The following is a 24,147-nucleotide window of genomic DNA, read 5'->3' on the forward strand; positions in this document are numbered from 1 at the left end:
GTCGACCGCCTATTCGCGGACCAGGTTGTGGGCGGGCACGACTTCTTCTTCATGCGCGCCGTTGAGCACCGCGTTCAGAACGACAGAGACGAGACACGCCAGTACCACGCCGCTGTGCAGGAACGGTTGTGTCCAGTCGGGCATGTGCTTGAAGACTTGCGGCGCCATGACTGGGATCAGCGCGGTGGCGATCGTGAAACCGACGATCAGCACGTTGTAGCGATTGCGTTCGAAATCCACCTTCGCCAGCGTCTGCACGCCGGCCGCGACCACCACACCGAACATCGCGATACCGGCGCCGCCGAGCGCCGCGGATGGCGTGGACGCCACCACCGCGCCGATCTTCGGCACCAGCGCCACCACGCACATCAGCAGGCCGCTGATCGCCACCACCCAGCGGCTGCGCACGCCCGTCAGAATGACGAGGCCGACGTTCTCCATGAACGCGATGAATGGAAACGCCGCGAACATGCCGGCAATTGCGCTCGCCAGACCGTTGGCGCGCATGCCTCGCACGACGTCGTCTTCACTGACTTCCTTGTCGACGATATCGCCGATCGCGACGAACAGGCCCATGGATTCAACCATCTGCACGACCATGACGACGATCATCGTCAACACCGGCACAAGCGAGAACACGGGCGTGCCGAAGTGAAACGGCAGCGGCATCGTGAACCACGGCGCGGCCCCCACGCTCGCGAAGTTGCCCATGCCGAGCGAACACGCCAGAATGCCGCCCGCGATCAAGCCGATCAGTACCGAGAGATTGCGCAGGAACGGACCGGCAAAGCGGTTGATCGCCAGAATCACGATCGCGACGAACAGCGTGACGCTGAGAAAGGGCAATGCGCCGAATTGCTGCTGCGCGGCCTCGCCGCCGCCCGCCCATTGGTATGCGACGGGGAACAACTGCAAGCCGATCACGGTGACGATGCAGCCTGTCACCACGGGCGGGAAAAATCGTCGTAAGCGTCCTACCAACGGCGCGGCGAACATCGTGAACAGACCCGCGCCGATCACCGCGCCGCAGACGCCGGCAAAGCCGACGCCGGGACTTGTGCCGATCGCGATCACCGGCCCGACGCTGCTGAACGCGACACCCTGCAGAATCGGCAGACGCACGCCGAACTTCCAGAAGCCGACGGTTTGCAGAACTGTCGAGATGCCGGAGCAAAACAGGGCCGTGCTGATCAGCACGGTCGTGTCGGCCGGCGACATTTTCAATGCCGACGCAACGATCAGCGGCACCGCAATGGCGCCGATATAAGCCACCAGCATGTGCTGCAAACCCAGCGTGATCATCTGACGTTTCGGCAATATCCGATCGACGGGGTGTAGGGCGGTGTTCATGGCGTGTCTCCCATGCAAGAGGGTTGCTGCGATTGTGGTTGTCGATCGGCGCGCGAGGTCGTGCCGCACGGCGCTGGCCGTGCAGTCCTGATTCGCACGTCGGTCGGGACTCCCGTCAGGCCGCAACCGGCACGGCAAGACAGGCGTGGAAGCGGTCGGTCAGCGCGGCGCGATCGAGATCGCGGCCGATGAATACGATGCGGCACGAGCGCGGTTCGCTGCCCCATACTTGCGCGGCGCGCAGTTCGATGACGTTGTGCACGCCTTGCAGCACATACCGGTGCGACTGGCCTTGCACGGCGAGAATGCCTTTCATCCGGAACAGATTGGCAGCGTCGGCATCACGCAGTTCGGCGAGCCAGGTTTGCAGCGCGTCGAGGTCGATGTCGGCGTCGACTTCGATGCCCACCGAGGAGACGCTTTCGTCATGCTGGTGGTCGGCGTGGTCGGCGTGCTGGTGGGGGGCGTCATGCCCGTCGTGGTGGTGGGCGTGATCGTGTTCATGTTCTTCTTCGTCGTGGTCCGCATGTGCCTGATGCGTACCGTGCGCGTGCTGTTCTTCATGCAACCCGTCGGACTCGACGAGAATCTGCGAGAACTCGTTCGCGCCCACACCGAGAATCCTGTCCAGATCGATCTGCGCGTAACTCGATTCGACGATCTCCGCCGTCGCGTTGAGTCCGCGAATACGTTGCGTCAACGAGGCGATGTCGTCGGGGCCGACCAGATCCACCTTGTTGATCACGATCCGATCCGCGCACACGATCTGATCGACGGCCTGGTTGTCGCTGCCGTCCAGCACCAGGTCGTCGAGATGCGCGGCGATATGCTTCGCATCGACCATCGTGACGACGGCGTCCAACGTCACCTGCTTCGCGATCGGATCGTCGAGAAAGAAGGTCTGAGCGACCGGATACGGATCGGCCAGTCCGCTCGTTTCGACGATGATGTGATCGAGCCGATCCGGCCTTTCCACCAACATCCGCACGATCCGCACCAGATCCTCGCGCACCGCGCCGACGCAGCACACGCAGCCGTTCGTCATTTCGTAGATCTCTTCGGTCGATTCGAGCACGAGGCCGCCGTCTATCCCAATCTCGCCGAACTCGTTTTCGATCACCGCGATCTTGCGACCATGCTTTTCGCGCAGGATGTAGTTGAGCAGCGTGGTCTTGCCGGCGCCGAGAAAGCCGGTCAACACCGTGACGGGGATTTTCTCGATGTCGTTGTGGGTGGTGTGAATGTGATTCATGGCTCTTCTCCGTTTCGTCGTTCGTGCTGCGGTTCGGCTATCAGGCGGGTTGCGGTGCGGGTGCGTTCGCGGGTGTGTCAGTTTCTCGCCAGCGTTTGACGGTGCCCGCTTCAAGACCGAACAGATCCAGCACACGGCCTAGCGTGTGGTCGATCATCTGGTCGAGCGAAGCCGGGCGCGCGTAAAACGCCGGCACGGGTGGCGCGACGATCGCGCCCATTTCGGTGACGGCGGTCATGTTGCGCAGATGGGCCAGCGTGTACGGCGTCTCGCGCGCCAGCAGCACGAGTGGACGACGTTCCTTCAAGGTGACGTCGGCGGCGCGTGAAATCAGTGTCGACGACATACCGCTGGCGATTTCGGCGAGCGTCTTCATCGAACACGGCGCGACGATCATGCCCATCGAGCGGAATGACCCGCTGGAAATGGCCGCGGCCATGTCGTCGCAACGATAGGTAACGCTGGCAAGTGCGCTCACGTCGGCGAGCTTGTAGTCGGTTTCGTGTGTCATCGTGAGTAACGCGCTGCGCGAGACTGTCAGGTGCGTTTCGATGTCGAGTTCACGGAGCAATTGCAGTAGACGCACGCCGTAGATAAACCCGGAGGCGCCGCTGATGCCGACTACCAGTCGCCGCGTGCTCATCGTTGTGCTCCGGCGGCGCGGGCCAGCAATTCCACTCCGCGTTGCGACGCGTGTTGGCTGATCTGCGCGCGAATGCCGTCGAAGTGCGAGCCGCGAGTCGCGTCGATCCCCATGCGTGACGTCGTGCCCGCCGCCGACGACGAAGGGTCGAGCGGACTGCCCGGCAAGCCGTCGACGATAAACACGTCCTGGTGCGGCTGGAAATGCGTCGCGATGGCCCACAGCACTTGCGAGTCGTTGGTGATGTCGATATCGCTGTCCACCGCCACGACGTTTTTCAGGTACGGGTCCCAGCCGAGCAACGCGAGCATGATCTGGCGCGCTTCGCCGTCGCGTGTCTGATTCAGTGCGACGTAGCAGTGGAAGTGCGTGCCTGAATTCGGGTAGTGCAGCGCAGTGACGGACGGAAAACGTGCCTTCAGCTTTTCGCTCATTTCCGCTTCGCGGGGCAGACGGGCAAGCGTCAGATGCTCGGCGTAGGGACCGCCGACTACGTCGATGAGCCACGCGCCGTTGCGTCTCATCATCGTGTCGACGCGCAGTACGTTGTTGGTCGAGCGATCCGACGAATAGCCGGTGAATTCGCCGAACGGCCCTTCTTCGGCATGCGCATCCGGATCGATCGTGCCTTCCAGCACGAACTCGGCCGATGCGGGCACGCCAATGCCGTAGCGCGGCGTGCGCACCAGCTCCAGCGGTGCGCCGAACAGACCACCTGCAATGGCACGCTCATCCGTGCCGAACGGTACGCGCGCGGCGGCGGCCAGCATGAACAACGGATGCGCGCCAATCACCATCGCCACCTTCAACGTGTCGCCGCGTGCTTTGGCGGTTTGCAACATGCGCCAGAGGTGGCCACGCGAATGCAGGCTGGTGGCGAGTGCATTGCGCGCGTGCCGCATCGACCGGTGATAGCTGAGATTGGCAACCCCCGTTACCGGGTCTTCGGCGACGATCACCGCGTTGGTGATGTACGGACCACGGTCGGTGTCGAAGTGGCGGATCATGGGCAGTTGGTCGAGATCGACGGCGTCGCCTTCCATGACCTGATCGAGAACGGGACCGCTGGCAACATACACCGGCGCAATCGGCGCATTCGCACGCTGCTGATACGCGTCGAACAAACCCGATGCGTCGACATCGAATAGCCGTCCAATGCGAGTGCGTGAGGCGAAGAAATTGGTGACCAGCGGCGTTGCGATGCCGTCGACGTGCTCGCAGACCAGCATCGGATGCTGTCCGCGTGCCGCGAGCTCTGCGACGACGGCGGTTACGTCCTGATCGGCGGAAAGCGGTTGTGAGAGCGTCAATACATCGTCGGGATAGTGCTCGCGATACGCATGCGCAAAGCGATGAACATCCTGCGTGGCGCGGAAGAGGTTATCCGCCATAGTGAACTCCGTCCAAAGCGAAAGCCAAAACTAAAGCGATAACGAAAGCGGTGTGTGAGGCGGGCGCGGCACATACCGCGCCCGCCTCACAGCGTCGACGAGCCTTAAGCCGGCTGCGTGACGTCGGTCACATAGGTCGCTTTCAAACGTTTCTCCGCTTCCGCGAGATCCTTCGGCGGCTTGGTCGGTTCGATGCCGACCAGACGGGCGATGTTGTTGCCCATGTAGTCTTCGAGACCGTCTTCATCCAGATTCATGCCTTGCGGCGCGGGACCGCACAGCATTTCCAGTTCGCGCAGCCACATGCCCGGCTCGTTGGGGGGCGAGTCCGTACCGAACACGATCTTGTTACGCGGCAACTCGCGCGCGAATTCGACGATGCGCGACTGATAGCACCAGCCGGATTCGCAATACACGTTCGGCGTATCCATCGCCATCCAGAAGGCTTCGAAGGAATAGTTGCCGCCCGTCTGAATCCCGAAGTGACCGATGATGAAATTCACCATCGGGAATTCGCGGATGATGGGATAGAACTGCGTCGGAATCGTGTACGGTCCGTCGCCGGTATGAATCAGCACCACCACGCCGAGCTCCGCGCACTTCTTCATGGCCGGACGCAACCAGTCGAGCGCGCGATCCGGCCGGTAGCCGTGCATGTTCGCGTGCAGCTTGAGCATCTTGAAGCCGTATTCCTTCACGTGGAATTCGAGTTCGGCCGCGCCGTTTTCCGGACCCCACCGCGGGTTGTAAGTGAAGTTGCCGATAAAGCGATCCGGGTACTTCTGCGTGAGTTCGGCGATATACGACATGTAGTCGCGAATGCCTTCGCGGCCGCGCCGATTGCCGTCTCGATAGCCGGTGTTGCCCGGCGGCGGCTGAATGAAACCCATGTCGATACGGCGCGGCTTGCCGTTGATGATGTACGGACCGTCCATCATCTTCAGCAGACGTTCGCCGGTGAATGGCTCGCCGGTATGGCGCCACGCTTCGTCCACGAGATTGGTGGGGTGCAGATGGGTATCGATAATCATCAGCGGGCTCCTGCGTAGTCGGCCTGGCCGGCGTGTTGCTTCGCGGCGCCGGCATGTTGTTTCAGATAGGCTTGTGCTTCCTCGACACTTCGCGGCGGCGCGCTCGGTTCCAGTCCGATCATGCGGGCGAGGTTATTGCCGAGGTAGTCCTCGAGCGTGTCTTCGTCGAGGTTGAGACCTTGCGGCGGCTCGTGACACAACACTTCGAGCAGGCGCAGCCACATGCCGGGTTCGTTCGGCGGTGTGTCGGAGCCGTAGAGAATCTTGTGCGTGGGCAGTACTTTTGCGAATTCCACGATTCGCGATTGCAGGCACCAGCTCGATTCGCAATACACGTTCGGCGTGTCGAGCGCCATCTGATAGGGTTCGAAGCAATACACGCCGCCCGTCTGCACGCCGAAGTGCGCCATGATGAAATTCACCGACGGGAATTCGCGAATCAGCGGATACCACTCGCTCGGAATGCTGTACGGGCCGTCGCCGGTGTGCAGCTTCACCAGCAGGCCGAGATCCGCGCATTTGCGCAGCGCGGGGCGCAGCCAGTCGAGCGCGCGGTCGGGGCGATACGCATGCATGTTGGCCTGCAACTGCACCATCTTGAAGCCGTGTTCCTTTGCATAAAACTCGATCGCTTCCGCGCCGTTCTCGGGACCGCAACGCGGGTTGTAGACGAAACAACCGAGCAGTCGGTCCGGGTACTTCTGAACCATTTCCACGGTGTAGGCCATGTAGTCGTCGATCGACTCGCGGCCCGAGCGTTCGCCGTCGGTCCACGTATAAATGGTGTTGCCTTGCGGCGGTTGAATGAAAGCCTTGTCGATGCGACGAGGTTTGCCGTTGATGAAGTACGGCCCGTCCATCACCTCGATCAGACGCTCGCCGGAAAATGGTTCGCCGTCATGGCGCCACGCGAGGTCGACCAGGTTGGTCGGATAACAGCTGGTGTCGATGATCATGTACTCGATCTCCTTGAGAGGAACTGGTGTATCCAGTTGCCGGATCGCGGGCAGGCGCATCGATGGACTCGCCCATTGGGCTGACCCATGCGGCCCTTTGCAAGGCGCATTTTTGTGCGCCTTCCCCTCGCCGGCATCGAGTGTCACACTGATGTGCACTGCTGCTTGCGATGCAGTCTCACAAGAGAAAAACGCTCTGTACAATATTTTTTAACCACCATCTTGATACGTTTGCGATATGGACATCCGGCTGTTGCGTTACTTCGCGGTGCTTGCCGACGAACTGCATTTCGGCCGGGCAGCCGCGCGGCTGCACATTTCGCAGCCACCTCTCAGTCAGCAGATTCGCATCCTCGAAGAGGAGATGGGCACCGCGTTGTTTTCGCGTTCGCAACACCGTGTCGAACTCACCGATGCAGGGAAAACACTTAAGGAGCAGGTGCCGTTGATCTTCGCGCAGTTCGAACGCGCGATCGATCTGACACGTTGCGCGGGGCGCGGCGAAGTGGGAAGTCTGGAGATTGGCATCATCAGCTCGGCAATGGTCGAACCGATTCCGCGCGCGCTGCGGGTTTTCGCGGAGAAGCATCCGCAAGTGCAATGGACGCTGCACGAGATGACGCCGGCGGCGCAGATTCTGGCGCTGAAGGAGCGGCGGCTCGACGTGTGTTTTTTCCGTGTGTCGCATGAGGACCCGGAGATTCGCAGCGAAGTGGTCATGCGGGAAACGGCGGTGGTAGCGCTGCCGTTGGGGCATCGGCTCGCCGCGCGTGACGAACTGGCGTTGCGCGAGTTGGAGACGGAGCGCTTCGTGTCGTTCGGATTGCGGCAGTCGCAGCTTGCGCGCTTCTTACAGGACTGCTGCGTCGAAGCAGGGTTTACGCCGCGAATCGAACAGGAAGTGGTCGAGGTGCATACCCTGTTGTGCCTCGTGCGTGAAGGACTGGGCGTGGCGTTGCTGCCTTCGTCGACGCGGCAATTGTCCACGGGCGGTGTGGTGTTCGTGCCGGTGGCCGCACCGCGTCCGGAAGTGTCGTTGCATGCGCGTTATCGCGCCGAGGCGCCGTCGCCCGTGCTGGCGCTGTTTCTCGAGACCGTACGGGAAGTCGCGGCTAGCGTGAGCTGATCGTTTGCGCGACCAGTTCGCGTATAGCGTCGATCAACGGCGCGACCCGCTCCGCTTTGTCGCGCGGCCAGACGGCGTACAGGTTGTAGTGCGTCGGAATTTCCACTTGCGTGAGTTCGATCAGCGTGCCGTTGCGGATCGCGTCGGCGGCGAGCAGGCCGCGCGCGAGACCCGCGCCCACACCTGCACTGGCAGCTGCGATCAACCCCGCGGCGTTGTCGAAGACAGCGACCGCATCCGGCTCGACAGTGGGCATGCCGGCTGCGGCGAGCCAGGGAATCCATGAGCGCTTCGTGTAACCGAGCAATGGCAATTCCAGCAATTGCTCCGGCGTAAGCGGCGTGTCGAGGCCGTACGCCGGCAACAACGCAGGTGACCCGACCGCCGTCAACCGGTCGGTGCAGATCAGCGCGTTTTCGAAGCCGTCCCATTCCCCGTACCCGTATCGCAGCGCGATATCCACACGCTCGAACGCGCTGCGTTCGTGACGCGGTGTGGACAACACCGTCAACGAGGTGCCGATCAGCGTGCCGAGCAAGGCGGGCAGACGCGCGACCAGCCAGCTCTGCGCGAGTTCGGGGTCGACGTCGAGCGTGATCGACCGCTTGACCGTGCGCTCCTTGACCGACGACAACGCCCGATCGATCTGCTCGAAGCCATCCGCCAGTTGATTGGCAAACAGCACACCCGCGTCCGTCAAGACCACGCGGCCGCTTTCGCGCACGAACAGGGGCTGCCCGACGAACTCCTCGAGCGTGCGGATCTGCTGGCTGATCGCGCTATGCGTAAGCGACAACTGGCGCGCCGCGCTCGAAAAACTGCCGACGCGCGCGGCCTGCAGGAACGCCTGCATCGACTGAAGAGACGGGTAGCGCTTCAACATGGTGTTAGCCGGACTTACGGGTGATGGAAGAAATCGTCGCTGGCGCTGGACTTAACGGCTTTCAATAATGGCCGCAAGCACGCGGCCTGCGCGGCCCTCGCACACACCGCGTCGCACAACGACATTCAGGAGACAGCGCATGATCGAGATCGTGGTCAACGACACGCGGCACTCGCTCGACAATGTACCGGAAGACATGCCCCTGTTGTGGGTGTTGCGCGACCGGCTCAAGTTGACCGGCACGAAGTTCGGCTGTGGCGGCGGCTTCTGCGGCGCGTGTACGGTGCATCTGGAGGGTGAGGCGGTACGCTCGTGCCTGCTGCCGGCGGTGGCGGTGGCCGGCAAGAACATTACGACGATCGAGGGCTTGTCGAAGGACGGCCGGCATCCGCTGCAACTGGCGTGGGTCGCGGAAGACGTGCCGCAATGCGGCTACTGTCAGTCCGGCCAGTTGATGCAGGCGGCCGCGTTTCTGAAGGATAAGCCGAACGTCAACGATGAAACCATCTCGACGGCGATGTCGGGGAACATCTGTCGCTGCGGAACGTACTCGCGGATTCGCAAGGCGATCAAGCGAGCCGCGTCGGGCGATCCGGCGCTGGCCGAAGTGGCGATGCCGGGCTGCACGTCGGCGTGCGCGTCTCACGTTGCGGCTAAGGAGGCTTGAATGCGCCACGATAACGAGGCACTGACAAGCGCGCGCGGCGCGGCGCGACGCCGGTTCATCAAGCAGAGTTCGGCCTTGCTGGCCTCGGGACTCGCGATTGGTTTCCAATTACCCGACGCGCTCGCGAAAGCCGAAAACGCAAGCGGCGATCCGCGGCCGCTGCCCGGCGAATTCGAACCGAACGCCTGGGTCCGGGTGCTATCTGACGATACGATCAAGCTGGTGGTCCATAAGCATGACTCCGGCACCGGCACGCGCACCGCATTGGCTGCGGTGGTGGCGGAAGAGCTGGATGTCGATCCGTTTCGTGTGGATGTGATCACGCCGGAGAATCCGTTTTTTGGCGAATACATTCATCCGCTGTGGAAGGTGTTTTCGACGGGCGGTAGTACCAGCGTGTCGCTCGAATACGAGCGCTTGCGACGTGCGGGCGCAACCGCGCGGGCAATGTTGATCGCGTCGGCCGCGAAACAATGGAATGTGGCGCCGTCGGCATTGACGACGGAAAACGGCTTCGTGGTCGATCCGGCGAGCGGCAAGCGGGCGAATTATGGGTCGCTCGCGAGTGTCGCGGCGCAAATGTCGGCGCCGAAAGACGTCGCATTGAAAGATCTGTCGCAGTTCAAATACATCGGTAAATTGCAGAAGAAACGCGGTGCTGCGCAAAAGGCGATGGGCGTGTTTCCGTACAGTATCGACGTGTCGTTGCCGGGCATGCTCGTGGCGACGGTGACACGCGCGCCGGTGATCAATGCGCGTGTACGTAGCGTGGATGCCAAGGATACATTGGCTGTACCAGGTGTGCGGCAGATCGTGCAGATTCCCGGGCGGCCGGACATTCTCGGCGGCAATCAGGCGGGCGTCGCGGTGTTGGCCGATGACTACTGGTCGGCGCATAAAGGGCAAGCTGCATTGCGCGTGGAATGGGACGATAGTCCGCTCGAGACGTTCGACAGCAGTACGCTCGCCGCGCAGCAGGCCAGATGGCTCGACGATCCCGCCGCGCGTGTCGTGCCGACCATTCAGCACGGCGACGCGGGCACCGCGTGGCCGCATGGCGCGCGCGTGATCGAGGCGGCGTATTCAATGCCGTATAAAGCGCAGAATCCGCTGGAGCCGATCAATGTTACCGCGTGGGCGAAAGACGGAGGCATGGAGTACTGGGGCGGATTGCAAGTGCCGTCGACGGTGCAGGAGGCGGCCGAGGTGATCGGCGCGATTCCCGCGGATCGCGTTGTATTGCATGAGCTTGTGTCGGGCGGGAGTTTCGGGTCACGCGAATCGAAGTACTGGCTCTTCGAAGTGACGTGGCTCGCGCTGAAAGTCGGTAAGCCGGTCAAGCTGATGAACAGCCGTGAAGATGAAATGCGCGCGCTTTACTATCACTCGGCGAGTTATCACAGAGGGAAAGCGGTGTTGGATACGCACGGCAAGCTGAGCACCTTGCAATTGCGCGCGGTGATGCCGGCTTCGCCGGAGCAATGGGAGCCGGGTTACTTCGATCGTCCTGATCGAATGGATTACAGCACGACCGAGGCGATCAGCAAGTATGAATTCGCCTATGACGCGCCGCACGTCGATATCGGTTGGGTGCGTCATGAAACCGGCGTGCCGACCGGGTGGTATCGCGCGGTGAGTTATATCCCGAACGTGTTTGCGGTTGAGTCGTTTATGGATGAAGCGGCACACGCGGGCAAGCGTGATCCCGTCGACTTTCGGCTCGCGCATATGAAAGATCCGCGTCATCAGGCTGTTCTGCGTGAGGCTGCGGCGCGAGCGGGGTGGGGTAAGCCGTTGCCGCCCGGTACGGCGCTCGGTGTTGCGACGAATCAGGCCTACAGCAGCTATGTGGCCGTGGTTGCGCGAGTGAAGCGTAACGGGAATACCGTTGTGATCGACAAGCTGACCTGCGTCGCGGACTGCGGCTTGGCGGTCTCGCCGGGTGGCGTCGAGGAACAGTTGTATGGCGGGCTGATGTGGGGCCTAGGACATGCTATTGGTGATCGCATCGACATTCGTCATGGGCAGGTCGAGCAGAAGAACTTCGATACCTATCGCGTGATGCGGATGACCGACATGCCTGAGATCGATATTCAGATCGTGCAAGGCGATCCGTCGAAACCGGGTGGAGTAGGGGAGTTGTCGAGTCCTTCGGTCGCGCCGGCGGTAGCGAATGCGGTGTTCAAGTTGACGGGGCAGCGATTGAGAGACACCCCGTTTGATTTGAGCAAGGTGAGCGCCCATGCGGCGGGAAAAGTAAAAATCAGCGCGTAGGTCGGTCCAGACGGCTTCGAACCCACGAGCGCCCATGTCACGCATGGGCGCAAAAAAAATGCTTGACTATCTATCTACAGGTAGATAAAGTTTGGCACATGAACACGCCATCGCCCGTACGCTCGCAGATTCTGGACCACGCAGTCACGCTCATCATGCTGCGCGGCTATAACGGTTTCAGCTACCGTGATCTGTCCAACCTGGTTGGAATCAAAACGGCGAGCATTCACTACTACTTTCCGTCGAAAGACGATCTGGTATTGGAGGCGGTCAGTTCGTACAGCGACGAAGTACTGAGTTCGATGAACGCGATTGGCGACACGTTGCCCGCGGACGCCAAGCTCAGCAAGTACACCAAGCTGTTCGGCAAGACCTTGGGCGACGGCGATCAGATCTGCCTGTGCGGCATGCTCGCAGCGGACATCGAATCGCTGCCGGACGACATCCGGCAGGCAGTGCAAGCTTTTTTTAAGGCTAATGAGCGGTGGCTCACCAAGGTGCTGGTGCAAGGCGTTGAAGAAGGAACGCTGGCGATCAACGGCAAGCCCGAAAACGCCGCGCGTGCGCTTTTTGCCGCCTACCAGGGGAGTGTGTTGGCGAGCCGATTGTTCAAGACCAAGGCTCGTCTTGAAGACGTCGAGACCACGGTCAAGGTTGTCAGGTAATTGCAATAAAAGAGGTGGCGTGCCACCTTTTATCTGGGCCGCTTGTCTATCTACACATAGATAAGTTGTGTAGGAAAAACGCTGGATGTTGGTTTTTTGTGTGGGTGTAAATCTATCTAGTAGTAGATTGATAAATCAAATTTTTAGGAGTTTCATCATGTCGATTGAAAACGTTCTGTACCGCGCTCACGCTCACGCCACCGGAGGCCGTGACGGCCGCGCCGTGGTCCCCGAGGGCAAGCTCGACTTCAAGCTCGTCACGCCGCGTGAACTGGGCGGTGCCGGTGGTGAAGGCGCGAATCCAGAGCAATTGTTCGCCGCCGGTTATAGCGCGTGTTTTCTCGGCGCAATGAAGTTTGTTGCGGTGCGCGACAAGATCGCCATTCCGAAAGATGTCGCTATCGACGGCAGCGTCGGCATCGGCGCGATCCCGAACGGCTTCGGTATCGAAGTCGAACTGAAGATTTCGCTGCCGGGCATGGAGCGCGACGCGGCTCAGGCACTCGTCGACAAGGCGCATGGGGTTTGCCCGTATTCGAACGCTACCCGCGGCAATATCGACGTCACGCTCACGATCGTTTGAGCGGCGGCGGTCTCTCTTTTCCTTTAAGCAAACTCACACCCTCCACTGGAAGTTGCGAACCATGAAGACCTTCAAGCCCCTCATTCTTGCCGCTGCCGTTCTCGCCGCCAACACGAGCTTCGCCGCTACGCCGAGCCCGGCAACGCCCGACGCCGTCACCAGCCAGTTCCTCGCCGCGCTTAACAGCGGCAAAGGGCCGGCAATCAACACACTGTCGCCGGCGAAGGCGCGTGAAGTCCTGGTCGGCGCACAGAACGGCGTGAAAGTCGACCTTTCCGGTATCGACGTGTCCAACAAGACGATCGAGCAGGACGGCATCAGCGTGCCCATTACTATCGTCAAGCCGCAGGGCGCGACGGGCACGTTGCCGGTCTTCATGTTTTTCCACGGCGGCGGCTGGATTCTCGGTGACTTCCCGACGCATGAGCGACTGGTGCGCGACCTCGTGGTGCAGTCCGGCGCGGTCGCGGTCTTCGTGAACTACACGCCTTCGCCCGAGGCGCGCTATCCGGTTGCAATCAACCAGGCCTATGCCGCCACGAAATGGGTGGCCGCGCACGGTAGCGAAATCGGTGTGGACGGTAACCGCCTCGCTGTGGTCGGCAATAGCGTGGGTGGCAACATGGCGGCAGTGGTCAGCTTGATGGCTAAAGACAAACACGGCCCGGACATCCGTTTTCAGGGCTTGATGTGGCCCGTCACGGATAACAACTTCAACGATGGATCGTATAACGCCTTCCCGGAAGGGCATTTCCTGACGCGTCCGATGATGAAGTGGTTCTGGGACGCGTACACGAAAGATCAGAATCAGCGCAACGAGATCTATGCGTCGCCACTGCGCGCGTCTGTGGATCAGTTGAAAGGATTGCCGCCCGCGCTGATTCAGGTTGCGCAGAACGACGTGTTGCGCGATGAGGGCGAGGCTTACGGTCGCAAACTCGATGCGGCGGGTGATGAAGCGACGACCGTGCGATACGACGGCACGATCCATGATTTCGGTTTGCTGAATGCGCTGGCGAATGACGCGCCGACGAAGGCCGCTACCCGCCAACTTGCGAATGAGTTGAAGGCGCGGCTGCAATAAGTGTGGGTGGTGCGGCCTGATGGCAAGATGCGATCAGGCCGCACCGTTATGAGTTAGTCGACGCACGCGGGTATGCCTAGAACCGGGAGCGGATCCCGACTCCGGCCGTCTCGCCTGACGACATCCCGGCAAACCGGTCGGACATATACACCGCATACAGATCGGTGCGCTTGGAAAGCGGGTAGTCGTATCCCAGAGAGGCAGTCTGGCGCGTCTGGTTGAATCCGCCGGAATCGCGCGAATACGCGTATGAAGCGAGAATTCTGCTGGTGCCGACAGCAATCGACAGCCCGCCCTCGAACATATTCACGTGGAAGTTCCTGTTGATCACGTTGTCGTTCGTATAGGTGTATTCGCCATATAGCTTGGCAATCGAGAATTCATATGAAGCAGCCAACTGCGCTGCCGACTGACTATGAAATCCCTTGAGCAGAGCATTCAGATCGCCTGCCGTCGAGTTGAAGTTCGCGTATTGATAGATGCCGCCGGCGGCGAAACCCCCATTGCGATAAGAAGCTTGCACCGAATATTGTTTGCTGCCATTGCCCGTGCTGCTGTCGCCGAATGCGTACATTGCGCGCCCGGTCAAACCGCGCAATTCCGGCGTGCCGTACTGGATTGCATTGCTCCAGGCGGTGCCGCCTATGATCCCTTGATCGGTCTTGTACGCCGGATAGGTGCCTAGCCCCGCATACATCTGGACAATGGTCGGGGAAAACGTGAACGACGCGTAGAACGGATTGAACTGACAGGCCTGCAAATACAACAGACTGCTCTGGCGTCCAAGCGTGATCGTGCCCGCTGGTGTCGAGAGCCCGACATAAGCATTGCGCGAGAAGAGCGGATCGCCGTTGAAGGAACCGTATGCGCCGTTCTGCGGGCGGAAGAAGCCCTCGATAGCGAAAATTGCCTTGTAACCGCCGCCCAGATCCTCCTTGCCGCCAAACCCCCAGAACGAAGTCGACAAACCGCCGCCGCCTTCCTGCCAACTGACGGATTTGCTGGGGTATCTCTGGACGCCGACCCAGGTGTCGACGATTCCATAAATCTGAACGCTCGATTGGGCGTGTGTCTGCGTCGCTATTGCGATGCAGGCGATGGTCGCGGCAATTCGACAGATTCTTTTCATCGTGACAATGCAAGCGCGTTCCATAAGCATGGTGTGTTCTCTTTTCAAGGGGCGAGTGAATGCCGACGTCATGATCGACGTCTCGAAATCGGAGTCATAGCGGAGGCGAAAGCGGACAGCCGGAACGGGAATCGGTGCCCGCCAGGCGGTCGCAGATCAGAAACAGCGGAGCGCCGGAAGCTATCCGCAGGCGATCACACGACCATGAACATCAACAACACACTACGTGAAGTCAGTAAGTTCGATGTTCCAGCGATCTTCGCTGATAGGACGAAATCGCCGTTTTGACTTTCTGGAACAGGAAGAAATAGAGTTTGATGTACTGTCCCACCAGAATCGCGTTCATGAACGTGCCTTCGCGAATGAACCTGGGGCCGCCGAGAAGCGCGAAACCGATCGCAGCGCTAATAACCAGAAGCGTGCAATCGAAACTCGTCTTGATGTCCCCCCATCTGAAGCCCGTCCGCTTGAAGAGTGTGTTGACGAACATGTCGATCGGCATGAGGACCAGATTCGCACGGATCATCAGGAACAGGCCAAACGCAAGCAACGCGTCGGCGAAGGCGAGCAGCAGGAACTTCATGAAATAGTCCTGAAACCCGATCGACCGGGTCAGCATCAGGTTCAGATCGAGGCACGTCGCCAGCACGAAAGCCGGAATCAACGAGGCAAAGTTCTTCAGGGTGAAATCCTTACGCGCAACCAGATAGGTGAGGAACAACATGAACAACTCGAGAATGAAGTTGTACGTTCCCTGACTCAGATGCGGGTACACCAGTGTCATGGTGCGGGTCAGGCTGCTTTGCGGCGAAATACCGATGCCCGCCCTGATTGCCAGACTGATTCCCATGGTCAATATGTAAATGCCAACGACGTACGTGAACCAGCGCCGTGTCAGACTGCCGCTATCAATGACTTCAGCTTCCCTTGCATGGTGCGCCATGACTGTCCCTTCGTTGTCTGCCTGCTTCGTGCGGTGCCGTCCGCCAGTCTCGGCAACGGCACGCCACGTTATTGTGGGGGTATTCCGCGGCATATCCCGTCAACCGCGCCGGTTCCACCTTCGCTGCTCGGGCCGCCGGGGGATTCGTGCCCCCGGCGGACCTGAAGCTACTGCGGGACTACGTCAAGCCATGAAACCGAAACGGTCGAGGGAGATGAACAGCGTCAGCAGCTTGTTCACCACGGGCTCGCCCTCGTTGTGGTTCCCCATTGCTTCGAGGGCGGCGTCAATCTCGCGGGTCGCCTTGAGCAGTTCCGCGAGGTTCATGTTGGCCTGGACACCGTAGATCTCCAGCGGCAGCACGGCCTTCACCTGCTTATTCTCGGTGACGATGCAGCCGCCTGCATAGCCGTCGACCTGCTGAAGACAGTGGCACATTTCCTCGCTATCCTGACCAACCGCCACGAAGTAGGCTTTAGGCGCCGGCCAGAACGTCGCCACGGCGCCACGATCAATATAGACGCCTTTGAACAGACCATTGACCACATGGCGCTTGCCATTGGCATATCGCTGCACGACGGCGATCCGGTTGAGCCTGACACCGCCCAATTCGGGGACGACCTTGCCGTCACGGAATGGCACCCACACTTCCTGGAAGAACTTTTCGTGGCCGCGGCCATAGACGTCGAACAGATACACCTTGGCCTGCTGACCATCCGCGGAGATTTCCAGCGGCGCCAGGTCTAGCTGTTCCGGCGTCAGGTCGCCGAGACCCGGCACGGCCTTTCTCACCATGCCGGAATAGTCGATGTCGGCCTGCTTCAGCAGCTTGCGATCTTTGGCAACCAGTTCACCATCTTTGAAGACAAAACGCGGGTTGATCTTCGACAGGCTGTCGGTTAACACGATATCGGCGAATCGGCCCGGTGTCAGCGAACCGAACTTGTTGTCCATCCGGAACGCGCGCGCCGTGTAGAGCGTGGCCATCTTGATCGCCTTGATCGGCTCAATGCCCATTTCGGCGCACAGCGAAACGATCCAGTCCATGTGGCCCTTCGTCAACAGCCGGTCCACCGAAATATTGTCGGCGCACAGCTGGAAATTCTCGGCAGGCCACTTTCGTTTGACGATGGCGCGCAGCATGATCTTGATGACTTCGGGGCTGCCAACGCCGAACTTGATTTGCGTCTGCAGGCCGTAACGCACGCTTTTTTCGATGTCGTCCTCTTTCCACACATCATGGTTGGCGAACGCGCCGATCGCGGGCATGTAGTTCAACATCATGTCCGACAGCGTGGTCACGCCCCAGTGCGTGTTCATAAAGCCGCCCTTGGCGCGCCCCAGAGCCGATTTCCGGAAGTCGTCGTCATTGCCCACGCTGTAGGTGAGGTGCGCGAGTTCGCCGAGTCCGATGATAGGGTCCATTTTTAGCAGCGCATCGGTGACTTCCACCGAGGTTTTCTTGCCCGGTGCAAACGCAAATACCCGATACGGCAAACGGTCGTGGTTTTTGAAAAGCTGCTCGGTGGCCTGCACTGCGTCCGCGCCTGCCGCGCTCACGAAGTCGAGGCACTCGGAGAAAATGGTGGTCGTACCGCAGGGGACGATGGCTTCAGCAAACGCGGCCGGATGGGCCAACTGGGCTTCGAAGTGAACGTGGGCGTCGATCAAACCCGGAATGGCGTAAAGACCTTCTCCGTCGAAAACCTCGCGCACCTTGATAGCCGTTTCGTCGGGATTCAAGGCGATGATGCGCTTGTTGTAAACGAGAATGGACCCTTGATAAACCGATTCGCTGTGGACATCGAGAATGTTCAGATTCTTCAGGAGAAGATCGGCCTCCTTCCTGCCGTTGAGAACCTCAAAGATCGCTCTCACCTGATCGTAATGGGCATTGACCTCGCCATGCGGTCCCGCTGCCGTGACGCTTCTCTCGCTGACTTCTTGATACATGGTTGTCTCTCTTCCTAAATGGATTGAATCTGCTTCTGTCGCGCCGCAACAAACCACGTCGGGTCGATATAGGTGTTGAAAAGGTCGCTCGGAGCAGGTCGTTCCCTTGTCGACTTCTCAGCGCCTACGCCCGCGGCTGATGTCATTAGGACCGAACTGAGCGTTTATAAAAAGAAACGTTTTTTGCACGGAGCGTGCACTTTTCGAGTACGCTGAAGCCAGCCGGGGGACAGACGAACATGCTTCATTCACGCTTGCTGCGGTATATCGACGAGGTCGCGCGTTCCGGCTCCATCCGTGGCGCCGGCGAAAAACTGCACATTGCTCCGTCGGCGATCAACAAGCATCTTCTGATTCTCGAAGAGGAGATCGGCGAGCCGCTGTTCGAGCGTCTGCCGCGCGGACTGCGGCCCACGCCGGCGGGAGAGATCCTGCTCGCCCATGTGCGCAAGACCATTCTCGAATACCGCCAGGTCGAAGCCGAGATACGCGATCTCAAGACGCTGCAGAAAGGCGAGGTCATCATCGCCACCGTGACCGGTCTGGCGAGCGGTATTGCCTCCACGGCCGCGACGAGTTTCTGTGCGAGCCACCCTCACATTCAGATTTCGATCAGGGTCATGTTCACGCGCGAAATCGCGGATGCGCTCAGCAGCGGCGAAGCCGATCTGGGTCTCGGCTTCAACCTGCCGCCTTCGCCGCAATTGGAAAGCCTGTGGGAAATGGACACGAGCCTCGGCGCCGTGATCGCGCCAACGCATGCATTGGCGCGCATGGAGTCGATACCGCTGGCCTTCTGCACCTCTTATCCGCTGATCTTCGCTGACCGGTCCATGCTGATGCACGGCATCGTCGCCGATACCTTCCAGGAAGCGGGACTGAACGTCGAGCCCGCCTTCCGGACGAATTCGATCGAGACGATGAAGCGTCTTGCGGCGGCCAGCGAGAGCATCGCGTTTCTCAGCAAGTTCGATATCGCGGAGGAGCATCGCCAGGAGCTGCTCACCTATCGGCAGATTCGCGACCGGGCATTCAGTAAGAACACCCTTTCCCTCGTTCGTCGCGAGAAACACGGGCACGGCCTTGCGAGCCTCCTGCTTGCCGAGGAAATCATGAGCGTATTGGGCGCAATGAGCGGGTGAGTGCTTTACGCACGATCTTCTGGCAAGACGACGATCTGAGTCATGCCAGCGAGCGTGCTCGCGGTAACTTCCTGATCGCGCGTCAAGTGTTCGACGGGCCGCTCAAGGCGTCCATCGATACACCGTGATGCTGGACCCCTTGACGTTGTTCTTCGTGACGACGTACTCGCCCGTCGATCGAAGGTATGCTCTGACGCCGTACATCGAATCGATGGCACTGCTGGTGTCGACCGTAGCGGGACTCGTGTTGACCAACGTGGTATCGAGGTTGCCTGTGCCGAGATTGAAAGCGTCGATGTTCGGCAACGCTTCTCCACTACCGAACCAGTAGCCGACGAATAGATAGTTGCCGGCTGCGTCAATCGACTTGGCGCCGACGTGGGGGAGGTTGACCACCGGATTGGGTTTCGTCGTATTGCCCGCACTCCAGCCGTGATACACCTCGATCCGCGTGCCTATCGCTGTCCAGTCTGTGCCCCCGACAACGCCCTGGCCGAGAATCATCGTGTCGCTGTCCGCCAGGTAGACGATGCGCGTCAACGGCTTGACGCTCTCGGGAATGGGAATGGCGATACCGGGCCCCCATGTTGGCTTGCCGCTGGCGTCGAAGCCGATCAGCGGATAGTGGTAGATGTTCCCGGTCTTGTCGAGGCCGGCCCACACGCCGCCCTTACTGTCGATGCAGAACCCGTCTCTGACGGATGCCGTGGTCTTGAACGCCGGCCCGGGAAGTGTGGCGTCCGGTATGGCGATGTAGCCATTCGCGGCATTGAAGTGGAAGAAGTAGTAGGTATCGGGATTCTGGCCCGTCGCCACGAGAATGCGGTTTGCGCCGACGCTGGCGAGCAGACCGAAGTGCTCGTCCCGTGAGCGATCGTTGATGTCGATGCGCGGATCGGACGGATAGGCGATCGGATCGACGGTGTTCGCTACGAAGGTTCCGCCCGCAGTGCCACTGTAGATGTTGGTGCCGCTATAGAAGTAGAGGCCGTCGGTAGCCGGGTCCGGCGCGGCGATTCCCTCGAAGTTGAGAGATTGAAGCTTCCATTGAAGGCGCCCGGCGTTGTTGTAAGCGTGAATGTCGGTGCCTCCGTCGCGGCCGAGATCCCAGCTTCCACCCCACGGATTGTTGAGGACATACAGGTTGCCCGCGGTGTCTTTGCCGATGCCGGTGACGCGAGTGAAGCGCTTGTCGCCGACCTGCCCTTTGATGCCCGTCGTGGTGTCGAGATAACCGCCCTGAATGCCGAATGTACCGGCCAGCACCGGTGTGCCCGAGAGCGTGTAGCGCTTGATGTTCATGTCGGGGCCTTCGTCGCCGACCATGAGTTGCCCCGACGACGCGTCGAAATAGAGCGCCGACGGCTGCGACCCGGCTGGCATCCGGATCGTGTTCAACAGTGCGCCGGCTGGACTGAACCCGACGATCGAGCCGTCGCTCTTCTGCGCCACCCAGACGTTGCCTGCGTTATCCACGGCGAGAGCGCCGGGGCCCGTCATGTTGATATCCCGCTGCCAGACGCCGGCGGTAGTGAAGATGCGGACACGATTGCCGTAGAAGTCGCTGGCGTAGAGGAGCGAGCCCGCCGTGGCGAGTCCAGTCACGACGTCGACGCGCGGCAGGTTGTTAAACGCGCTCACTTGAATCAACAGATCGCGAGCTTTGGTGGTGCGGTTGTATCGTCCCACCGCACCGCTTCCAAATGTTCCACCCGGCTGCAATGCTACAAAGATCGATGTCGCGTTGCCCGTGATCGCGCTCCCTTGAAACTCGCCGTGGGCACCGATCGCGCCGAGGCTTTTGCCCGCCTGGTAGAAAGCGACACCGCCCTCGTACTCGTCCCACATGGAAGCCGTATAGATGACGCCTTCGGGCGCGACCCACATGGAGCGCGCGGTGTTACCCACGTGGGCAGCGAGCGTGCCGTAGGTGTTCGCCAGCCAGTCGGTGGTGTTTTCCGCGGAACACGCTGGGGCCATTGCGGCGATCGCTGTGAACGCGGCGACGAGGAGCGCGGCGTGAATCCTTTTGTTCTCGACCATGACGGGTGTTCTCCGGAATGTGGCGATCGTTCACGAGAATAGTCGGTCGGCCAGATTTCAAATTCGTGTGCGGCGACCCACGTAGGAACATAGGCAACTCATGGTTCCTTTACAAGCTCGCATCGTGACTTTGCACATGGACGGGCGCAGTGGTCATGCGCGACGCGCGATTGTTTTCTTCGGGTATCTATTCGGGTCATGCGCAAGGCATAGCCGGCGTTGCAGCGTTACCGCCGGCCGCGCGCCGAATTGCCGGCCGTTCGCGAAGCTTCGACACTGACGTGAAGAACTCGATAGCCTTTTCGTTCTCACGCGTAATCTGAAAACCGAGTTTGCGGTGGAAAGCGACGGACAGGCGGTTGGTCTTATAGACATGGCTTCTGAGTTCGGCGATTCCCCGTTCGCTTGCGAGCGTGGCGACCTTCGCAAGCAACTCGGATACAACCGTAGCGGTTCGGTGCAAAGGGTGCGTGCTAAATGCGCCTACGAACCAGCAGTTCTCCGACTCCGGTCGAAGCGTTGCATAGGCGACCAGCACGCCTTCGCGTCGCACTGAGCACACCTCGCTGTCGTTCAGGGAAAGTTGCAAGCGCAAGCGTTGCCGATCCGTATCGAAGACATCGCCGGCCAGTTCCGTGTGTTCACGTAACGTGAGTACATCGAGGGCAAGGATTTCGTCGATGGTGGGCTGCATGTCAGGGTTCCAGGCTGTTAGAGAGCGAAAAATCCGGTGGATGAAGCAATCGTCGGTAGCGCGTGACTCCAGGCAAACCCGTTGCGTCCACCACGGTTATGTCCTGTACCTTGCGCGCCATCCCCTCACGCACTCAACCTATAATGCATCAACCAAATCAACGCATCCAAGCCGAATGACGCCACTCCCAGGAATCGTAAAGCCGCTCGAATCCCGGCTCCGCGGCGACCCAAGCATACGCGACAACAACCGCAGCGACAGCGCCGAGCCGTTAGGCTCGCTACCCGCCGATCTCAACGACAGCCGCCTGCTGCACGAACTATCGCTCTCGCTGCTCGAACGTCACGATTTACCGTCGCTCTATGCCAAGGTCGTCGAGACGGCCCGTGTGCTGATGAGCGCGGACTTTGCCAGCCTGCAGATGCTCGACATGTCGGCGGGCACGCAGGAACCGCATCTGCACCTTCTCGCGCACAGCGGCTTCACGGCTCACGCGGCCGACCACTGGCGCACGGTCCTGATCGAATCGACGACCAGTTGCGGCGAGTCGTGGGCCTGTGGCGAACGCGTCGTGGTCGCCGATATCGAACACCACGCACCGTTTTGCGACACGGTCGACCTCGACGTGTTTCGCGAGACCGGCATCAAGGCCATGCAGTCCACGCCGCTGCGCTCTCGCGACGGCGCTTTCATCGGCATGATCTCCACCCACTGGAGCCGCTTTCACGAACCCGACGAGCGCCAGTTGAGCCTGATAGACATCATGGCGCGACTGACGGCCGATCTGATCGAGCGTGCGCGGTCGGAAGAGGCCCTGCGTCTGAGCGAGGCGCGTCTGCGCGCATTGGTCACCGCCACGTCGTACTCGCTTTATCGCATGAGTCCCGACTGGAAATTGATGCGTGCGCTGGACGGCCGCGGTTTCCTGCGCGATACGACCGATGTCAGCGAAGACTGGGTGCGCAACTATGTCCACGCGGACGATCAACCCAGGCTCCTCGGCGCGATCCAGCTGGCGCTCCAATCGCGCACCATGTTCGAGCTCGAGCATCGCGTCGCAAAGGTGGATGGCACGTGGGGCTGGGCGCACTCGCGAGCGGTGCCGCTGTTCGACGCCGACGGCAAGATCGTCGAGTGGTTCGGTGCGGCCAGTGACGTCACGGCTCGCGTCGAAGCGGAGCACGCGCTCCGTGAGAGCCGCGAAAAGCTGCTCGACGCCGACCGTATGAAAGACCAGTTTCTCGCCACGCTGGCCCATGAGTTGCGCAATCCGCTCGCGCCGGTTCGACACGGCCTGCAAATTCTGCGATGCGCGGGCGCGGCTGAAACATCGTTGCCGATCCTGGACATGCTCGACCGGCAAGTCGATCACATGGTTCGACTGGTCGACGATCTGATGGAAGTGGCGCGCATCAGCAGCGGCGCGTTGCAGTTGTCGCGAACGGAGATCGACGTCGAAGACACCGTGCGCTCGGCGCTTGAGTTGAGCCGGCCTTTACTCGATCGAGGCGGCCATGCGCTGCGCGTGCGCTATCCGCCGGAGCGGTTGCACGTTCACGCCGATCAGGTGCGGCTCACGCAGGTGCTGTCGAATCTGCTGAACAACGCGGCGCGCTACACGCCGTCCGGTGGTCGTATCGAACTGGAGATCGGCCGCGACGAGAACCGCGTGGTGATTCGCGTATCCGACAACGGCAACGGACTCGCGGCAACGGATTTGCCGAAGCTGTTCCGATTGTTCGAGCGACTCGACGCGCCTCAAGCTAGCGGCGAGGGCTTGGGCGTCGGCCTGGCGCTCGCGAAACGTTTGATGGAACTTCAGGGCGGCGATATTGCCGTCGAAAGCCCCGGACGAGGTCTGGGGAGCACATTCACCGTTTATCTGCCGATTGTGGAGAAACCCGTACACGTGAAATCGTCCACCCGAGTAACGGAGCCGATGCGCTTCGAAGGACTTCGCGTTCTTATCGTCGACGACAACGTCGATTCCGCGATGAGCCTCGGCATGCTGCTCGACATGAGCGGCTGCACGACCCGCGTGGTTCATAGCGGCGCTGAAGCGCTTGAGGCGGTGAAGGTATTCGAGCCACGCGTCGCGGTGCTGGACATCGGCATGCCGGACATGGACGGGATACAACTCGCTCGCGAGTTGCGTGCGCGCACGACGCTTGCGCAAACGTCACTGGTTGCGCTGACGGGGTGGGGGCAGGCGGACGACCGCGTTAAAACGCGTGAGGCGGGATTCGAGCGTCATCTGGTGAAACCCGTCTCTTTCGAACAGCTTTGCGAGGTGTTGCAGCAATGTGTCGGCAACCTGCCGGCGCAGTGAGTTCGGAAC

At 60.6% G+C, this 24,147-nt stretch carries 20 protein-coding genes; 8 read left to right on the forward strand and 12 right to left on the reverse strand.

The genetic code is table 11. The annotated features are described in order from the left end of the window. Nucleotides 1–9: 9 nt before the first annotated feature. The 6 genes from B0G83_RS00595 to B0G83_RS00620 all read right to left on the reverse strand — a co-directional run bounded on the left by B0G83_RS00595 (nt 10) and on the right by B0G83_RS00620 (nt 6,623). A complete protein-coding gene (locus tag B0G83_RS00595; protein ID WP_105505507.1) occupies nt 10–1,350 on the reverse strand; it encodes a nucleobase:cation symporter-2 family protein in 1,341 nt (446 codons plus the stop codon). A gap of 115 nt (nt 1,351–1,465) precedes the next feature. After that, the gene (locus B0G83_RS00600; RefSeq protein ID WP_105505508.1) at nt 1,466–2,602 is read right to left on the reverse strand and encodes a GTP-binding protein; all 1,137 of its coding nucleotides are present in this window, start codon (nt 2,600–2,602) and stop codon (nt 1,466–1,468) included. A 40-nt stretch (nt 2,603–2,642) separates the two neighbouring features. Next, nucleotides 2,643–3,245 (reverse strand): UbiX family flavin prenyltransferase, encoded by a 603-nt coding sequence (locus B0G83_RS00605; RefSeq protein ID WP_105505509.1) that lies wholly within the window; start codon nt 3,243–3,245, stop codon nt 2,643–2,645. Further along, nucleotides 3,242–4,636: a UbiD family decarboxylase gene (locus tag B0G83_RS00610; protein WP_105505510.1), complete on the reverse strand. Its 1,395-nt coding sequence runs from the start codon at nt 4,634–4,636 to the stop codon at nt 3,242–3,244. Before B0G83_RS00610 ends, B0G83_RS00605 begins: the two co-directional genes overlap by 4 nt. A gap of 104 nt (nt 4,637–4,740) precedes the next feature. Next, nucleotides 4,741–5,667, reverse strand: a complete 927-nt coding sequence (locus B0G83_RS00615) for an amidohydrolase family protein (RefSeq protein ID WP_105505511.1) — start codon at nt 5,665–5,667, stop codon at nt 4,741–4,743. Further along, a complete protein-coding gene (locus B0G83_RS00620; RefSeq protein ID WP_105505512.1) occupies nt 5,667–6,623 on the reverse strand; it encodes an amidohydrolase family protein in 957 nt (318 codons plus the stop codon). The genes B0G83_RS00615 and B0G83_RS00620 overlap by 1 nt, the downstream gene beginning before the upstream one ends. Before the next feature lie 238 nt (nt 6,624–6,861). Between B0G83_RS00620 and B0G83_RS00625 the strand changes: the two genes are divergently transcribed. Next, nucleotides 6,862–7,749 carry a LysR substrate-binding domain-containing protein gene (locus tag B0G83_RS00625; protein WP_105505513.1) on the forward strand — a complete coding sequence of 296 codons (888 nt, stop codon included), beginning with the start codon at nt 6,862–6,864 and terminating at the stop codon, nt 7,747–7,749. On the opposite strand, the gene B0G83_RS00630 is transcribed toward B0G83_RS00625, so the two are convergent. Further along, nucleotides 7,736–8,632: a LysR substrate-binding domain-containing protein gene (locus B0G83_RS00630; protein ID WP_105505514.1), complete on the reverse strand. Its 897-nt coding sequence runs from the start codon at nt 8,630–8,632 to the stop codon at nt 7,736–7,738. The genes B0G83_RS00625 and B0G83_RS00630 overlap by 14 nt on opposite strands. A 139-nt stretch (nt 8,633–8,771) precedes the next feature. On the opposite strand from B0G83_RS00630, the gene B0G83_RS00635 reads away from it, so the two are divergent. The 5 genes from B0G83_RS00635 to B0G83_RS00655 all read left to right on the forward strand — a co-directional run bounded on the left by B0G83_RS00635 (nt 8,772) and on the right by B0G83_RS00655 (nt 13,905). Next, on the forward strand, nt 8,772–9,299 hold the full coding sequence (locus tag B0G83_RS00635; RefSeq protein WP_105505515.1) for a (2Fe-2S)-binding protein: 528 nt from the start codon (nt 8,772–8,774) through the stop codon (nt 9,297–9,299). After that, nucleotides 9,300–11,573, forward strand: a complete 2,274-nt coding sequence (locus B0G83_RS00640; protein ID WP_105505516.1) for a xanthine dehydrogenase family protein molybdopterin-binding subunit — start codon at nt 9,300–9,302, stop codon at nt 11,571–11,573. 98 nt (nt 11,574–11,671) lie between these two features. Next, on the forward strand, nt 11,672–12,238 hold the full coding sequence (locus B0G83_RS00645) for a TetR/AcrR family transcriptional regulator (RefSeq protein WP_105505517.1): 567 nt from the start codon (nt 11,672–11,674) through the stop codon (nt 12,236–12,238). A gap of 157 nt (nt 12,239–12,395) precedes the next feature. Next, nucleotides 12,396–12,821, forward strand: coding sequence for an organic hydroperoxide resistance protein (locus B0G83_RS00650; RefSeq protein ID WP_105505518.1), 426 nt, complete (start codon nt 12,396–12,398; stop codon nt 12,819–12,821). A gap of 61 nt (nt 12,822–12,882) precedes the next feature. Then, nucleotides 12,883–13,905, forward strand: a complete 1,023-nt coding sequence (locus B0G83_RS00655; RefSeq protein WP_105505519.1) for an alpha/beta hydrolase — start codon at nt 12,883–12,885, stop codon at nt 13,903–13,905. A gap of 76 nt (nt 13,906–13,981) precedes the next feature. Here the strand turns inward: B0G83_RS00655 and B0G83_RS00660 are convergent, their stop codons facing one another. The 3 genes from B0G83_RS00660 to B0G83_RS00670 form a co-directional block, all read right to left on the reverse strand. Then, the gene (locus B0G83_RS00660; protein ID WP_374954890.1) at nt 13,982–15,058 is read right to left on the reverse strand and encodes a porin; all 1,077 of its coding nucleotides are present in this window, start codon (nt 15,056–15,058) and stop codon (nt 13,982–13,984) included. Between the two features lie 208 nt (nt 15,059–15,266). Then, complete coding sequence (locus B0G83_RS00665) at nt 15,267–15,977, reverse strand: YitT family protein (RefSeq protein WP_105505520.1); 711 nt, start codon at nt 15,975–15,977, stop codon at nt 15,267–15,269. 183 nt (nt 15,978–16,160) lie between these two features. Further along, nucleotides 16,161–17,930: an adenine deaminase C-terminal domain-containing protein gene (locus B0G83_RS00670; protein ID WP_105505521.1), complete on the reverse strand. Its 1,770-nt coding sequence runs from the start codon at nt 17,928–17,930 to the stop codon at nt 16,161–16,163. Between the two features lie 239 nt (nt 17,931–18,169). On the opposite strand from B0G83_RS00670, the gene B0G83_RS00675 reads away from it, so the two are divergent. Then, complete coding sequence (locus B0G83_RS00675; protein ID WP_105505522.1) at nt 18,170–19,072, forward strand: LysR family transcriptional regulator; 903 nt, start codon at nt 18,170–18,172, stop codon at nt 19,070–19,072. Between the two features lie 102 nt (nt 19,073–19,174). Here the strand turns inward: B0G83_RS00675 and B0G83_RS00685 are convergent, their stop codons facing one another. Both B0G83_RS00685 and B0G83_RS00690 read right to left on the reverse strand, forming a co-directional pair. Continuing rightward, nucleotides 19,175–21,115 carry an SMP-30/gluconolactonase/LRE family protein gene (locus B0G83_RS00685; protein WP_105505523.1) on the reverse strand — a complete coding sequence of 647 codons (1,941 nt, stop codon included), beginning with the start codon at nt 21,113–21,115 and terminating at the stop codon, nt 19,175–19,177. A 196-nt stretch (nt 21,116–21,311) separates the two neighbouring features. Continuing rightward, nucleotides 21,312–21,809: a GNAT family N-acetyltransferase gene (locus B0G83_RS00690; RefSeq protein WP_105505524.1), complete on the reverse strand. Its 498-nt coding sequence runs from the start codon at nt 21,807–21,809 to the stop codon at nt 21,312–21,314. Nucleotides 21,810–21,984: 175 nt separating this feature from the next. On the opposite strand from B0G83_RS00690, the gene B0G83_RS00695 reads away from it, so the two are divergent. After that, complete coding sequence (locus tag B0G83_RS00695) at nt 21,985–24,138, forward strand: ATP-binding protein (protein ID WP_181156645.1); 2,154 nt, start codon at nt 21,985–21,987, stop codon at nt 24,136–24,138. Nucleotides 24,139–24,147 lie beyond the last annotated feature (9 nt).

It is taken from the genome of Paraburkholderia sp. BL21I4N1, from assembly GCF_002973525.1.
GTDB lineage: Bacteria > Pseudomonadota > Gammaproteobacteria > Burkholderiales > Burkholderiaceae > Paraburkholderia.